General features: G+C 74.2%; 13 protein-coding genes. 8 read left to right on the plus strand and 5 right to left on the minus strand.

The annotated features are described in order from the left end of the window. The first annotated feature begins 137 nt into the window (after window positions 1-137). Genes cobN through cobJ form a run of 5 tightly spaced genes read left to right on the plus strand, consistent with a single transcriptional unit; the run spans window position 138 to window position 6778 of the window. The gene (gene cobN, locus ACW9J6_RS18445) at window positions 138-3032 is read left to right on the plus strand and encodes a cobaltochelatase subunit CobN (RefSeq protein ID WP_457117959.1); all 2895 of its coding nucleotides are present in this window, start codon (window positions 138-140) and stop codon (window positions 3030-3032) included. After that, on the plus strand, window positions 3029-4591 hold the full coding sequence (locus ACW9J6_RS18450; RefSeq protein WP_457117960.1) for a nitrite reductase: 1563 nt from the start codon (window positions 3029-3031) through the stop codon (window positions 4589-4591). Before cobN ends, ACW9J6_RS18450 begins: the two co-directional genes overlap by 4 nt. Further along, entirely contained in the window at window positions 4588-5220 is a 633-nt protein-coding gene (locus ACW9J6_RS18455) for a precorrin-8X methylmutase (protein ID WP_457117961.1), read from the plus strand. Before ACW9J6_RS18450 ends, ACW9J6_RS18455 begins: the two co-directional genes overlap by 4 nt. Beyond that, on the plus strand, window positions 5220-6008 hold the full coding sequence (locus ACW9J6_RS18460) for a precorrin-2 C(20)-methyltransferase (protein ID WP_457117962.1): 789 nt from the start codon (window positions 5220-5222) through the stop codon (window positions 6006-6008). The genes ACW9J6_RS18455 and ACW9J6_RS18460 overlap by 1 nt, the downstream gene beginning before the upstream one ends. After that, a complete protein-coding gene (gene cobJ / locus ACW9J6_RS18465; RefSeq protein WP_457117963.1) occupies window positions 6005-6778 on the plus strand; it encodes a precorrin-3B C(17)-methyltransferase in 774 nt (257 codons plus the stop codon). The genes ACW9J6_RS18460 and cobJ overlap by 4 nt, the downstream gene beginning before the upstream one ends. On the opposite strand, the gene ACW9J6_RS18470 is transcribed toward cobJ, so the two are convergent. After that, entirely contained in the window at window positions 6745-7506 is a 762-nt protein-coding gene (locus ACW9J6_RS18470; protein ID WP_457117964.1) for a cobalt-precorrin-6A reductase, read from the minus strand. The genes cobJ and ACW9J6_RS18470 overlap by 34 nt on opposite strands. On the opposite strand from ACW9J6_RS18470, the gene cbiE reads away from it, so the two are divergent. Genes cbiE through cobM form a run of 3 tightly spaced genes read left to right on the plus strand, consistent with a single transcriptional unit; the run spans window position 7505 to window position 10034 of the window. Next, the gene (gene cbiE / locus ACW9J6_RS18475) at window positions 7505-8749 is read left to right on the plus strand and encodes a precorrin-6y C5,15-methyltransferase (decarboxylating) subunit CbiE (RefSeq protein WP_457117965.1); all 1245 of its coding nucleotides are present in this window, start codon (window positions 7505-7507) and stop codon (window positions 8747-8749) included. The two genes, ACW9J6_RS18470 and cbiE, sit on opposite strands and share 2 nt — an antisense overlap. Beyond that, a complete protein-coding gene (locus ACW9J6_RS18480) occupies window positions 8746-9264 on the plus strand; it encodes a cobalamin biosynthesis protein (protein WP_457117966.1) in 519 nt (172 codons plus the stop codon). The genes cbiE and ACW9J6_RS18480 overlap by 4 nt, the downstream gene beginning before the upstream one ends. Then, window positions 9261-10034 carry a precorrin-4 C(11)-methyltransferase gene (gene cobM, locus ACW9J6_RS18485; protein ID WP_457117967.1) on the plus strand — a complete coding sequence of 258 codons (774 nt, stop codon included), beginning with the start codon at window positions 9261-9263 and terminating at the stop codon, window positions 10032-10034. Before ACW9J6_RS18480 ends, cobM begins: the two co-directional genes overlap by 4 nt. 34 nt (window positions 10035-10068) lie before the next feature. Here cobM and ACW9J6_RS18490 read toward each other — a convergent pair whose 3' ends face one another. From ACW9J6_RS18490 to ACW9J6_RS18505, 4 genes are all read right to left on the minus strand, one after another. Beyond that, on the minus strand, window positions 10069-10536 hold the full coding sequence (locus ACW9J6_RS18490; RefSeq protein ID WP_457117968.1) for a hypothetical protein: 468 nt from the start codon (window positions 10534-10536) through the stop codon (window positions 10069-10071). Window positions 10537-10735: 199 nt separating this feature from the next. Continuing rightward, the gene (locus ACW9J6_RS18495) at window positions 10736-11194 is read right to left on the minus strand and encodes a hypothetical protein (protein WP_457117969.1); all 459 of its coding nucleotides are present in this window, start codon (window positions 11192-11194) and stop codon (window positions 10736-10738) included. Between the two features lie 40 nt (window positions 11195-11234). Next, window positions 11235-12755, minus strand: a complete 1521-nt coding sequence (locus ACW9J6_RS18500; RefSeq protein ID WP_457117970.1) for a chromosome partitioning protein ParA — start codon at window positions 12753-12755, stop codon at window positions 11235-11237. Window positions 12756-13098: 343 nt separating this feature from the next. Then, window positions 13099-13749 (minus strand): metallophosphoesterase family protein, encoded by a 651-nt coding sequence (locus ACW9J6_RS18505; protein ID WP_457117971.1) that lies wholly within the window; start codon window positions 13747-13749, stop codon window positions 13099-13101. Between the last annotated feature and the right edge of the window lie 171 nt (window positions 13750-13920).

A 13920-nucleotide genomic window follows, 5' to 3' on the forward strand; every position in this document is an offset into this window, starting at 1 on the left:
CTCACCAGCGGTTGCAGCCAGAGGGGGCGCGGGAGCCGTCCGCCACGCGCGGGGACCGGCGGCCGCCGGTCCCCGCGCAGCCCTCATCACATCATCCAAAAGGGCCGGCTTCCAGATACAAGGGGGCGGTTCCGGATGTGGCTCCTTCGGAAGCGCCCCCTCACCTTCGGGCCGATCGCTGCGCGATCGGTGCGCCGCCTCGTCTCGCCCCCGGCAAGGGGGGCTCGACCCTCTCCCCGCACGCGGGGAAAGGGCATGCACCCGATCCGATATGGACGTCCGCAAGCCAGCAGGGGGGAGAGGGTCACCCGTGCATCGCTCCCGCCGTCGCCCTCGTCCTCGTCTACCGCTCGGCGATCCTCGGCGGCGACACGGCGCCCGCGACGGCGCTCGCGGCGGCCCTGCACGCGCGGGGGCTCGCCCCGGTGATCGTCGCGGTGTCGAGCCTGAAGGATCCGGAAGCCGTCGCCGCCCTGCGCGAAGTCGTCGCCGCGCAGAACCCCGCCGTGATCGTGGCGGCCACCGCCTTCTCGGCGCGGGAGGATGCGGGCTTCGTCCTCGACGCCGCCGGCTGTCCGGTCATCCAGGCCGTCACGGTCGGGGCGCCGCGGGCCGCCTGGGCCGCGTCGTCCCGCGGGCTCGGGGCGGCGGACCTCGCCATGCAGGTCGCGCTGCCGGAATTCGACGGGCGGCTCTCCGGCTTCCCGATCGCCTTCAAGGAGGCGCTGCCCGAGATCGACGGCTTCGCCGAGCGCCGGGCGGTGCCCGATTTCGCCGGCTGCGCCGCCGTGGCGGCCCGGGCCGCCGCCTGGGTCAGGCTCGGCCGCCTGCCGCGGGCGGAGCGCCGCCTCGCCCTCGTCCTCTCCGATTATCCCGTCCGCGGTGGGCGGGCGGGCTACGCCGTCGGGCTCGACACTCCCGCGAGCGCGGTCACCATCCTCGACCTCCTGGCGGCAGAGGGCTACGGGATCGGCCCGCGCCCGGCGCCCGAGGTGTTGATGCGGCGCCTCACCGAGGACGTGCCCGGCTTCGCGGTGTCCCTTGCCGCCTACCGGGTCTGGCACGACCGGCTGCCCCGGGCAGCGCGCGATGCGCTCGCGGCGGCCTGGGGCGCGCCGGAGGCGGATCCGGCCCTGCGCGACGCCGCTTTCCACTTTCGCGCCGCGCGCGTCGGGCAGGTGATGGTCGCGCTGCAGCCCGACCGCGGCCGGGCGGCCGGCGATGCGGGTGCCCGCAAGGCCGGCTACCACGACCCCGACGCGGTGCCGACGCACGCCTACCTCGCCTTCCATCTCGGCTTGCGGGCCGAGGCGGACGCGCTGATCCATCTCGGCACGCACGGCACCACGGAGTGGCTGCCCGGCAAGGCGGTCGCGCCCTCGACCCTGTGCTGGCCGGCGCTCGCAATCGGTCCGCTGCCGGTGATCTACCCCTTCATCGTCGATGATCCCGGCGAGGCCGCGCCGGCCAAGCGCCGGCTCGGCGCGGTGACGATCGGGCACCTCACGCCGGAGACCGCGGCGGCAGGACTCGACCCGGACGCCGCCGCGCTCCGCGACCTCGTCGAGGAATACGCCGCCGCGACCGTCCTCCACCCGCGGCGGGCCGGGTTGATCGCCCGCGGGATCCTGGAGCGGGCGGAGGAGGCGGGACTGCTCGCCCCCGCCGGCATCGACCGCGACACGCCGATGGAGGAGGCCCTCACAGCCCTCGACGCGCATCTGTGCGACCTCGCGGAGGTCACGATCCGCGACGGGCTGCACGTCTTCGGGCAGGCGCCCGAGGGCTACGCGGCCTGTGCCGCGGGCGAGCGCGCCGGGCTGCTCGCCGCCCTCGACGGGCGTTTCGTGCCCCCGGGGCCGGCGGGTTCGCCCTCGCGGGGCCGGCGCGACGTTCTGCCGACCGGGCGCAACCTCACCACCCTCGACCCACGCGCACTGCCGACCCGGGCGGCGGTGCTGCTCGGCGAGAAGGCGGCGGCCGAGGTGGTGCGGCGCTACCTTCAGGACGAGGGCGAGTATCCGGCCCGGATCGTCATGGACCTCTGGGCCTCGCCGACCCTGCGCACCGGCGGCGAAGACGTAGCGCATGCGCTCGCGCTGATGGGCGTGCGGCCGACCTGGGACCACGCCTCGACCCGGGTGACCGGCTTCGAGGTGCTGCCGCTCGCACTCCTCGACCGGCCGCGGATCGATGTGGCGGTGCGGGTCTCGGGCGCCTTCCGCGACACCTTCCCGGAGACGCTCGCGCTCATCGACCGGGCGACGCGCGCGGTGGCGGCGCGCGAGGAGGAGGACGCGGACAATCCCCTGGCGGCGGCCCGACGCCGGGGCGATGCGGTGGCACGGGTATTCGGGGCGGCACCGGGCCGCTACGGCGCCGGCGCGGCGGGCCTCGCCCTCGACGGCGCCTGGACGGACCGGGCGGAACTCGGCCGCACCTACCTGGCTGCGACCGCGCAGGCGGCCGGGCCGGAGACGGAGGATTTCGCGGCGCTGGTGGCGCGGGCCGACGCCTACCTCCACGCCTTCGACGTCGCCGAGCGCGACCTTCTCGACGGCGACGCGGCGGCGGACGCGATGGGCGGCTTCGCGGCGGCGGCGGATCTCGCGGGCGCCTCGCCCGCCCTCTACAGCCTGGATGTCAGCCGGCCGGAGGCGCCGCGGGCGCGCACGGCGACCGAGGACGTGGCGCGGCTGGTGCGCGGACGCCTCGCGCATCCGCGCTGGATCGCGGCGCAACTGCGGCACGGCTGGCGGGGCGCCCAGGAGCTGGCGCAGGGCCTCGACGCCCTCTTCGTGCTGGCCGCGACGACCGACGCGGTGAGCGACGCGGATCTCGACCGGCTCTACGGCGTCTGGGTCGGCGATGTCGGGACCTTCGAGCGGATCGAGGCGGCGAACCCGGCAGTGGCGCGGGCGCTCCTCGACCGGTTCGAGGACCTGCGGCGGCGCGGATTGTGGCGGAGCCGGCGCAACTCGCTGGCGGCGCTGGACGCGCGTACGGACGGGACCCGGGAGGCGGCGGAATGAACCCGGCGCCCCGCCGCGGCTGGTGCCCCGGTGTCGCCCGGCCGATGCCGACCGGCGACGGGTTGCTGGTGCGCGTCCACCCCGCGGCGGGTGTGCTGACGGCCGCGCAGGCGCAGGCGATCGCCGCGGGGGCGCGGGCCTTCGGCAACGGGCAGATCGACGTGACGGCGCGGGGAAACCTGCAGCTGCGCGGCGTCACGGCGGCGACGCATGCCCGGCTGGCGGCGCAGCTCGACGCGGCGGGGCTCGGCGACCGGCGGCCGGATGGCGGGCCGCAGCGGCTGACGCTCGCCTCGCCGCTGGCCGGGCTCGATGCCGGGCTGGCGGCGCTGATCGCGACGGTGGAGAGGGTGGGTCTCGCCGTCGCCGCGCTGCCGGCGAAGGCGCTGGTGGCCGTGGAGGCGGCGGGGTGCGGGATCGGGCCGGTCGAGGCGGATCTCTGGATCCGGCGCATCGAGGGGGAGACGCGGGCGGATCTTTCGGCGTTTGAAACGTGGCCGTTCGGCGAGGGATCCGGGCTTCGACCTCCCGAAGACACTGTTGCTTCCAAGGAAGGCGGGGGACCCCCTCTCCCGGGTGGGAGAGGAGTAGGGGTGAGGGTGGCTCGGCATCAGGATTGGACGCCGGCGGTTGAGCTGCCGGCGGCACGGTCCGGGCTTTCTGCTGAACCCGAGCCACCCTCACCCCTACCCCTCTCCCACTCGGGAGAGGGGATCCCGCGCCTCATCCTGTCGCCGGACGCCGGTGGCTCCGTGGTGGAGTCTCCCGGCGACTACGCGCTTGCCATCGCCACGGCGGACGGGCCGCTCTGGACCCGGCCGATCCCCGTCCAAAGCCTCGATGATGCGCTCGCCACGATCCTCTCGGGTTTCGCGCGCAGCGGCGCTCGCCGCCTGCGGGCACTGGCGCCCGAAACGCGCGACGCCCTCCTCGCGCAGGCTGGCCTCGTCGCAGGCGAAAAGCCGGCGGACGATCCCCCGCCGCCCACCCCGGGCCTCCATCCGCTCTCCGATGGCCGCATCGCCCTTTTGGCCGAGTTCCCCTTCGGCCGCTGCGATGCCGAGACTCTCCTGCGCCTCGCTGCCGCCGCTGCGCGCGACGGCGACGGGATGCTGCGGCCGGGCTCGTGGCGCGGCGCGATGCTGGTCGCGCCCGACGCCGAACGGGCCGGTCGCCTGCGCCGCGAGGCCGCCGTCCTCGGCCTGATCCTCGACCCGCACGACCCGCGCCGCGCCGTCGCGGCCTGCCCGGGCGCGCCGGCCTGCGCCTCGGGCGGCACGGCGGCACAGGCCGACGCGGCCCGGCTCGCCGCGCGCTGCCCGGACCTCGCGCGGCGCGGCGTCCGGGTCCACGTCTCGGGCTGCGCGAAGGGCTGCGCGCATCCGGCGCCCGCCGACCTCACCCTGGTCGGGCAGCCTGATGGGCGCTACGGGGTGGTGCTCGCGGGACACGCGGGCAATGAGACCGTCCGGACGCTCCCTTTCGAGGTGGTGCTTGAGCGGCTAAACAGCGCCCGGACCGACACCGACCTGATCGAAGCCTTCCGGGAGCCCGCATGAGCACGCGCCTCGACTATATTCGCGACGGCGCCGCGATCTACGCGCGCTCCTTCGCGATCATCCGGGCCGAATCCGACCTGTCGCGGTTCCGCGGCGCGGCCGAGCGGGTGGTCGTGCGGATGATCCACGCCTGCGGCATGACCGACCTGCCGGCGGACGTGGAGGCCTCGCCCAGCTTCGCCGAGGCCGGGGAGGCGGCCCTGCGGGCGGGCGCGCCGATCCTGTGCGACGCCCGGATGGTGGCGGACGGCGTGACGCGCGCCCGGCTGCCCGCCGGCAACGAGGTGGTCTGCACGCTCGCGGATCCGCGCGTGCCCGGCCTCGCGGCGGAACTCGGCACGACCCGCACCGCGGCCGCGATGGAATTGTGGCGTGCGCGCCTGCCGGGCGCCGTGGTGGCGGTGGGCAACGCGCCGACCGCCCTGTTCCGGCTGCTCGAACTCCTCGACGAGGGGGTGGCGCCGCCCGCCGCGGTGATCGGCGTGCCGGTGGGTTTCGTCGGCGCGGCGGAATCGAAGGAGGCCCTGGCGGCGGACGGACGGGTGCCGTTCCTGATCGTCCGCGGACGGCGCGGCGGCAGCGCCATGGCGGCCGCGGCGGTGAACGCGCTCGCGAGCGAGGCCGAGTGATGGACGCGCTGACGGCACTGGCCGCGGAGCCCGGCTGCGCCGGGGAGAGGCCGGTCACGCGCGTCACCGGCACGCTCTACGGCGTCGGGATGGGCCCGGGCGATCCGGACTACCTGACGGTTCGCGCCGTGCGGGTGCTGGAGCACGCCCACCACCTCGTGCATTTCTGCAAGGCGGGCCGGCGCGGGAATGCCCGCACCATCGCCGACGCGGTGGTGCGCGACCCCGCCCGCGAATGGGCGCTCGCCTATCCGTACACGACCGAGCTGCCGCCGGAGGACCCCGCCTACGTGACGGCGCTGGCGCGCTTCTACGACGAGGCCGCGGCCGAGATGGCGCGGGAGCTCGGGGCGGGCCGCGACGTGGCGATCCTGTCGGAGGGCGATCCGTTCTTCTACGGCTCCTTCATGCATCTCTGGCGGCGCCTCAAGGACCGGTTCCCGGTCGAGGTGGTGCCGGGCGTGACCGGCATGTCCGGGTGCTGGACCCGGGCCGGCACGCCGATCACCTGGGGCGACGACGTCCTGACGGTGCTGCCCGCGACGCTGCCCGGCGCCGTGCTGGCGCAGCGCCTCGCCGAGACGGACGCGGCGGTGATCATGAAGCTCGGCCGCCACCTGCCCAAGGTCCGCGCCGCCCTGTCGGAGGCCGGGCTCCTCGGCCGCGCCGTCTACGTCGAGCGCGGGACCATGGCGGGCGAGCGCATCCTGCCCCTCGCCGAGAAGCCCGACGACGCGGCGCCCTATTTCTCGATGGTGCTGATCCCGGGCGAGGGCCGGCGGCCATGACCCGCGGCCCGTCCGGGTCCGTCTGCGTCGTCGGCCTCGGCCCCGGCGATCCACGCTACCTGACCCCCGCCGCGCGGGCGGCGCTCGATCAGGCCGAGGATCTGATCGGCTACGGCCCCTATCTCGACCGCGTGCCCGAGCGGCCGGGCCTGGTGCGGCACGCCTCCGACAACCGCGTGGAGGTGGAGCGGGCGCGGCACGCCCTCGCGCTCGCCGCGGCCGGACGCCGGGTGGCCGTGGTGTCGGGCGGGGATCCGGGTGTCTTCGCCATGGCGGCGGCCGTCTTCGAGGCGCTGGAGGGCGGCGAGGCGTCCTGGCGCGCCCTGCCGATCACGGTCGAACCCGGCATCACCGCCATGCTCGCGGCGGCGTCCCGGGTCGGCGCGCCGCTCGGTGGCGATTTCTGCGCCCTCTCGCTCTCGGACAACCTGAAACCCTGGGAGGTCATCACCGCGCGGCTGGAGGCGGTGCTGCGGGCCGATCTCGTCGTCGCCCTCTACAACCCGATCTCGCGGGCCCGCCCGTGGCAGCTCGGGGCGGCCCTCGGGCTCGCCGCGGAGCACCGCGCCGCAGAGACGCCCGTCATCCTGGCCCGCGCGGTCGGGCGGCCCGACGAGGCCGTGCGCATCCTGCCCCTCGCCGAGGCCCGCGCGGCCCCGGCCGACATGGCGACGCTGGTCATCATCGGCGCCTCGGCGACGCGGCTCGTGCCCCGGGAGGGCGGCGCCCCCTTCGTCTACACGCCCCGCCGGGTGGAGGCAGGCCGATGAGCCCGCAGCCACGCGAGGGCCGCGTCGGGTGTCTCCACCGCCTCGGTCGCGGGCCGGGGCGGCTGCCGGATGATCACCACCGGCAGGCCGAGGGCGCGCGCCGCCGCGATCTTGCCGTGGGTGGCCTCCCCACCGGAATTCTTCGTCACCAGGATCTCGACGCGGTGCGCCGCCATCAGGGCGCGCTCGTCCGGTTCGGCGAAGGGGCCGCGCGCCGCGATCGCCGTGAGGTCGGGCACCGGCAGGGCGTCGCCCACGGGCTCGATGGTGCGGACCAGATAGGCGTGGTGCGGCGCCGCCGCGAAGGCGGCGAGTTCGAGCCGTCCCACCGTCAGGAACACGCGGCGCGGCGCGGCGCCGAGGGCGGGCACCGCCTCGGCGACGCTGTCGACCTCGCGCCAACGGTCGCCCGGAACCGGTGTCCAGGGCGGCCGACGCAGCCCGAGGAGCGACACCCCGGTTGCGGCACAGGCCGCGGCGGCGTTGCGGGAGATCACTCGCGCGAAGGGATGCGTCGCGTCGACGACCGCCTCCACGCCCTCCGCCTGCAACCAGGCGGCGAGCCCCTGCGCGCCGCCGAAGCCCCCGATGCGCGTCGGGATCGGCGCGGCGGCGGGCGACGCGGTGCGGCCGGCGAGGGACAGGGTGGGGCGGAGGCCCGGATCACCGGCGAGGCGCCGGGCGAGGGCTGTCGCCTCCGTGGTGCCGCCGAGAAGGAGGATGCGCATGGACGCCTTCTCTCCTGAGGCGGCGGCCCTGTCGATCCCGGCGCCCTGGCTCGCGATCGTGGGAATCGGCGAGGATGGCAGGGCGGGATTGTCGCCGGCGGCGCGCCGCGCCCTCGACGGCGCCGGCCTCGTGGTCGGCGGGCGGCGGCACCTCGCGCTCGCCGGGCCGCTCGCCGCCGAGACCCTCGCCTGGCCGAGCCCGATGCAGGACGCCTATCCGGCGATCCTGGCCCGAAGGGGCCGCCCGACCTGCGTGCTCGCCAGTGGCGATCCCTTCCATTACGGCGTCGGGGCGGATCTCGCCCAGCTGGTGCCCGCCGCCGAGATGACCTGCCACCCGCTTCCCTCCGCCTTCAGCCTCGCGGCGGCACGGCTCGGCTGGCCAGTGAACGACTGCGCCTGCCTCACCCTGCATGGCCGCGCCTTCGAGCGCGTGGTCCCGCACCTGCAGCCGGGGGCGCGGCTCCTCGTCCTGTCCTGGGACGGGACGACGCCGGCCCGCCTCGCCGCCCTGCTGGTCGAGCGCGGCTTTCCGGAGTCGCGCCTGACGGTGCTGGAAGCCATGGGCGGCCCCCGCGAGCGGCGCCGCGCCGGGCCGGCCGCCGGCTTCGCCGAGACCGACATCGACCCGCTCAACACCGTGGCGGTCGACATCGTGGCGGGCCCGGAGGCGCGGGCGATCCCGCTGGCGCCGGGCCTCGACGAATCGTGGTTCGAGACCGACGGGCAGATCACCAAGGCCGAGGTCCGGGCGATCACCCTGGCGGCGCTCCGCCCGCATCCGGGTCAGCGGCTCTGGGACGTGGGGGCCGGTTCGGGCTCGGTCGCCATCGAGTGGTGCCTGCGGCACCCGGCCAACCGGGCGCTCGCCATCGAGGCGCGGGAGGACAGGGCGGAGCGGATCGGCCGCAACGCCCGCGCCCTCGGCGTACCGGACCTCGCGGTGGTGCGGGGCCGCGCGCCCGGGTGCCTCACCGGCCTGCCGACGCCGGACGCCGCCTTCCTGGGAGGCGGCGTCTCGGAGCCGGACCTCCTGCCGGCCGTGTGGGAGGCGCTGTCGTCCGGGGGACGGCTCGTCGCCAACGCGGTGACGCTCGAGGGCGAGGCGGCCCTGATCGCGGCCCATCACCGCCTGGGCGGCACGCTGCGGCGGATCGCGATCGCCCGCGCGGAGCCCGTCGGGGCACTGCGCGGCTGGCGACCGGCGATGCCGGTCACGCAATGGGCGGTGACGAAGCCGTGAGGGTCGGGCCGTGCCCCGCTCGGACGGTCCCGGCCGGCCTGATCCTGCGCGGCGTGCCCGATCCGCGGGCGGAAGCGCCCGCGCCGGACGCCGATGCGGGTGATGCTGCGGCGGCGCGCGACCGGCGGCCGGTCGTCGCGGGCGTCGGGTTCCGGCACGCGACCGGGCCCGACGAGATCGCGGCCCTCGTCCGGGACGCGCTCGGCCGCGCCGACCTGCCGGCGACCCGGCTCGCCGCCCTCGCCACCGCCGAGGACCGGGCCGGCGACGACGCCCTGCTTGAGGCCGCCGCGTCGCTCGGCGTCCCGGTGATCGGGATCACGGTCGCGGATCTCCGGGAGGCGGGCCGGCGGGCCGTCACGCATTCGGCGCGGATCGCGACGCTGCGCGGCGTCGGCTCGCTCGCCGAGGCGGCGGCACTGGCCGCCGTGGGGCCGGAGGGGCGCCTCCTGCTCTCCCGCATCGCCAGCCCGGGCGCGACCTGCGCGCTCGCCGCCACGGGAGACCCCGCGTGACCATCCACTTCATCGGCGCGGGTCCGGGGGCGCCCGACCTCATCACGGTGCGGGGCCGAGACCTGATCGCACGCTGCCCGGTCTGCCTGTATGCCGGCTCGATCGTCGCGCCCGAGATCCTGTCCTGGTGCCCACCGGGCACGCGCCGCGTCGACACGGCGCCCCTCGACCTCGACGCGATCCTAGCCGAGATGCGGGCCGCACACGCGGCGGGCCAGGACGTCGCGCGGCTGCATTCGGGCGACCTCTCGGTCTACAGCGCCGTGGCCGAGCAGATCCGACGCCTCGACGCGCTGGGCATCCCGTCCACGCTCACTCCCGGCGTCCCGGCTTTCGCGGCCGCCGCGGCCGCCCTCGGCCGGGAACTGACCGTGCCGGAGGTGGCGCAGACGGTGGTGCTGACGCGCACGAGCGGCCGCGCCTCCGCCATGCCGGAGGCCGAGCGCCTCGACGCCTTCGCACGGACCGGAGCTACGCTGGCGATCCACCTCTCGATCCATGTCATCGATGGGGTGGCGGCGACGCTCGTCCCCCATTACGGGGCGGATTGCCCCGCCGCCGTGGTCTTCCGCGCCTCCTGGCCAGACGAGCGGATCCTGCGCGGAACGCTCGCCGATATCGCCGCGCAAGTCGCCGCGGCGGGGCTGGAGCGCACGGCACTGATCCTGGTCGGCCGGGCGCTCGGCGCGGGCGATTTCCGCGAGAGCGCCCTCTACGCGGCGGGCTACGATCGCCGCTTCCGGCCGCGGAGTCCGGATTCCGGGGGATGAGTCCGGCCGAGGCCGGCCCCTCGTCGCACCCGTCTCACGGATCGCGGAAGGTCGACCGGACGACCTCGGAGATGCGGGTGAGCCACTCCTCCGCCTCGCTCGCCCGCTCCTCGGCCGCGGCGAGCTGCTCCTGCAGTCCCTTGATGGTCGTGTTCGCGCGCAGCTGCACCTCCTGCAGCTGCCGCTCCGCCGCGAGGGCGCGGGCGGTGGCGGCCGCGATCTCCCCCTTCATTCGGTCGAAGATCTCCCGCGCCTGCATCTCCTGCTGCTGGCGAGCCGTCTCGACCTCGTGGATGTATTCCGACGTCGCCTGGATGCGGTCGATCAGCGACGACCACTCGTCGCTGCCGAACCGCCGGGCGAGCAGGGGCGAGGCGTCCGGGACCGTCGGCTTCGTCACCGCCTGCAGGAAGCTGGCGCTCTCACGCGTCTTCGAGGCGATCAGCATACGGACGGATTCCGCGCGCTCCTCGAACACCTGGATCGTCTCTTCCGTCTTCACGCCCGTCCGCTCCCCTGCGATTCTCCCCGCGGGGAGCAGGACCACCACACGATCGAGGCGATTCCCCGGCGGGGCCTGCCGGAGCCACCGCCCCGCCCTGGATCGGATCGTCGCCCGGCCGGGCGGCGTCCCGCGCCGTCCGGCGGAACCGGACCGGTCGCCGCGCGCCATCCGCGGCGGACGGGGTCGGCCGCGCCCGTCATGATTCCTCCCGTCCGATCTCCGACGCGAGGGGCGGCCGGCGGAAGCTCGTGGTGATGGTGTCGTGCAGACGCGACAACCAGGATTCGGCTTCGCTCGCCCGAGCCTCCGCCGCGCGCGCCCGCTCGTCGGACTTGGCAAGGCGGCGCTCCAGCGTCGTGATCTGCAGTTCGAGCGCCTTGATCTGCTCGGTCGAGCGGGTCGTGAGCTGCTCGACCTGCTGATCGAGTTCCGCCGCCCGCTCCTCCGCCATCCGGATCGCTTCGCTCGCCTCCTTGATGAGGTCGATGGCCGACGAAAAGTCCCGGGACGATTGCGGGTCGCCGGGCCGCGGCGGTTCCGGGAAATAGGAGACGTTGCCGCGCTTCGAGGCCGCGAGCTCGGCCTCGCGGGTGCCCACCTTGGGGAGGGCCGGCTCCGGCATGTCGTCCATATGGGTCATGTGCATCGGCTCCATCGGAGCGCCTCCCGTCCCGTTTCGTCCTTCGCGTGATGCGTCAGCCCTCGCGCTCCGGCGGCGTGAAGAGCCTGACGTTGCTCTCCTCCGCGCGCTCGGGCCGCGCCTCCTGGCCCGGCAGGCCGGCGAGGGCCACCGCCTCGGCGCCATGCAGGTTGCGGACCGCGCGCTTGAGCGCCTCGTGCTGCTTCTGGAGCGTCGTGCGGGTCTCGCGCGCGATATCGAGCGCCCCCTGCGCGAGCGCCCGCTCGGAGCGCTCAGCCTGGAGCTCCTCGATCAGGCGGCGATTGGCAGCCTGGAGTTCGGCCTTGTCCGCCTCGTGCCGCCGCCCGAGCTGGTCGAGGCGGTCGGCCAGGGACGCGGCCCGCGTCTGCGCCTGGTCGAGGGCGGCCTCCTTGGCGGCGAGCGCCTTCGCCAGCATGTCGGCGCGCGCATCGGCCTCGCTGCGGACGCGCTGAAGGTCGGTGAGGCGCTCGGTCTGACGCTGCAGCTCGGCCTGGAGCCCTTCCAGTCGACGTTCCAGCGTCGTCTTCTCGATCGAGGCCTCCTTGAGGCCGCGCTCGATCGTCCGTCCACTCTCCTCGCGCTCCCGCAGCTGGTTGCGCGCCTGAGCCAGGAGCTGCTCCAGGCTGCCGGCGCGGCCGAGCGCCGCGTCGAGCTTCATGGCGAGGTTGGCGCGATCGGCCCGGGTGGCCGCGAGTTCGGCCTCGAACTGCCCCTCCGTCCGTTCGCGGGCGGTCGTCTCGGCCGCGAGCTGCGTCTCCAGGTCCCGGTTCCGGTTGCGCAGGCCCTCCACCTGCTGGGTGAGGTCGCCCCCGCGGGCCTCCGCCTCGGCGAGCCGCATCGCCTGGTCCTCGACCAGGTTCTGCAAGCGGCGGGCGTCCTGCTCGGAGAGGTTGAGCCGCTCGCTCACCTCGGTGAGTTCGCGCTCGGCCCGGGTGAGGGCCTGGTCGGCGGCCTGCGCCTCGACGCGCAGCGACTTATTCTCCCCGGTCAGCGCCCGCACCTGCTCGGTCTCGGCGAAGAGCTGGCGCTCCAGGTTCTCCGCCGTCACGGCGCGGTCGCGGATGCGCAAACGCAGCTCGTCGTTCTCCGCGTCGCGCTCCCGCAGCTGCGCCTCCACGCGCTGCAGCTCCACATGCGCCGCCGTGAGTTCGTTGGTGCTCGTCGCCGCGCGGCCGGCGAGTTCGGTCATCTCGCGGCGCATGGCGCCCGCCTGCTCCTGCTCGCGCAGCAGGAGCACCTCCAGTTCCGCGATGCGGATCTTCGCCTTAGGCAGCTCGTCCGCGAGGTCGGCGAGCGGTTCGAGGATCAGCGAGAAATCGTCCTGCAGGCTCTTCAGGTCGTCGAGCCGCTCCATCATCTGACTGATGCGCACGCGCACGGTCTCGTTGCGCTGCCCGATGGCGTCGAAGGCGGACGAGGGCTTCGGCGGGGGCGGCGCCTCCGTCCGGGGCGGCGGGGCGGGCGGGCGCGGCGGGCCCTGGGCCTGCGACAGGTCCCGCGCCGGGGGCGCCTCCCGCGACCCTGCCGTCTGCCCCAACAGCTGCCTGATCGGCATCCACGCCATCCGGCCCTCTCCTCGTGCGCGATCCAAGGCTCGATTCATCGCCATCCCGGTCGCGGGCGCACTCTATGATCTTGTATCGAACGACACCAGAACCAGAACTCGGACAATCAATCGCGTCCACCGGCCGCGCCGTTAGCTGATCACTATCGGAATGAGTGGCTTCAAAGCACCGACACGATCTGCCTATAACTCAAAAGTTATCATTTTTTAACCCAAAAAATAAATCCAAACTGCAGAATGAATCACTCATCATAATTCCTACATAAATACGACATTGACTGGCGAGGAGATACGGCGGCGCACAACTTGTATAGCCTGGATCTGAGTTATCCCGCTATCTGATCTGTATGATATCGATCGGATCTGGCTGCGTCTCATCGAAGACGCCACAAGTGAAAACTCCAGTTGTGCACCCAAAGCTATCGAGATTGCAGCGATGTGGCAGTATCTCCGGAAGGCCGTCCGCCTGCGGCCAGTGACCATGAACGATGTACTTTGCGAATTGATGTTGCTGTGGCGCGAATGGAGTTCTCGCCCACAACATCGTCACGTCGTCCTGCTGTGCCGTTTCCGCCACATCGGGCTGGATCGATGCGTGGACGAAGATGCGATGCTCATCCTCGACGTAGCGCAACAGGCCGCGGCGGATGAACTCGATGTAGCTCGACGGGATCTCGCTCGCACGCGCGACGCCGAAGCTTCTCAGCGTCTCGGCGCCGCCGTGATACTCCAGGTTCCAGGCGGAGCCGGGATTCCCGTCCGCCGCGGCGACCAGCATCACGTCGTGATTGCCCCGCAGCGCCAGCAGCACCGGGTGCTCGATCAGGTGGTCCAGGACCTTCTTTGAATCGGGTCCGATATTCACGTAGTCCCCCAGCAGAACGACGCGGCGAGGAGTGCCCTGCGCATGCTCCCCGATGCGGTCGAGGACCAGCCGGAGGCCGTCGTAGCAGCCGTGGATATCGCCGACCGCGTAGGTGATCATCGACCGGGACGTGCTCCTGTCGGCGCGCGCCCCCGTCGGCCGGACGGCTCGCGCTTTCGGCAATCATGCGCCGCCCGGCGCGCGCCCGGCAATCCGTGCGGCGAGCGGAACCTGTTCACCGACGCGGCCGCCCCCGTAAAGGACAGTGACGGGCAAGTCTCCACCCGCCCG

It is taken from the genome of Methylobacterium sp. JK268, from assembly GCF_054052225.1.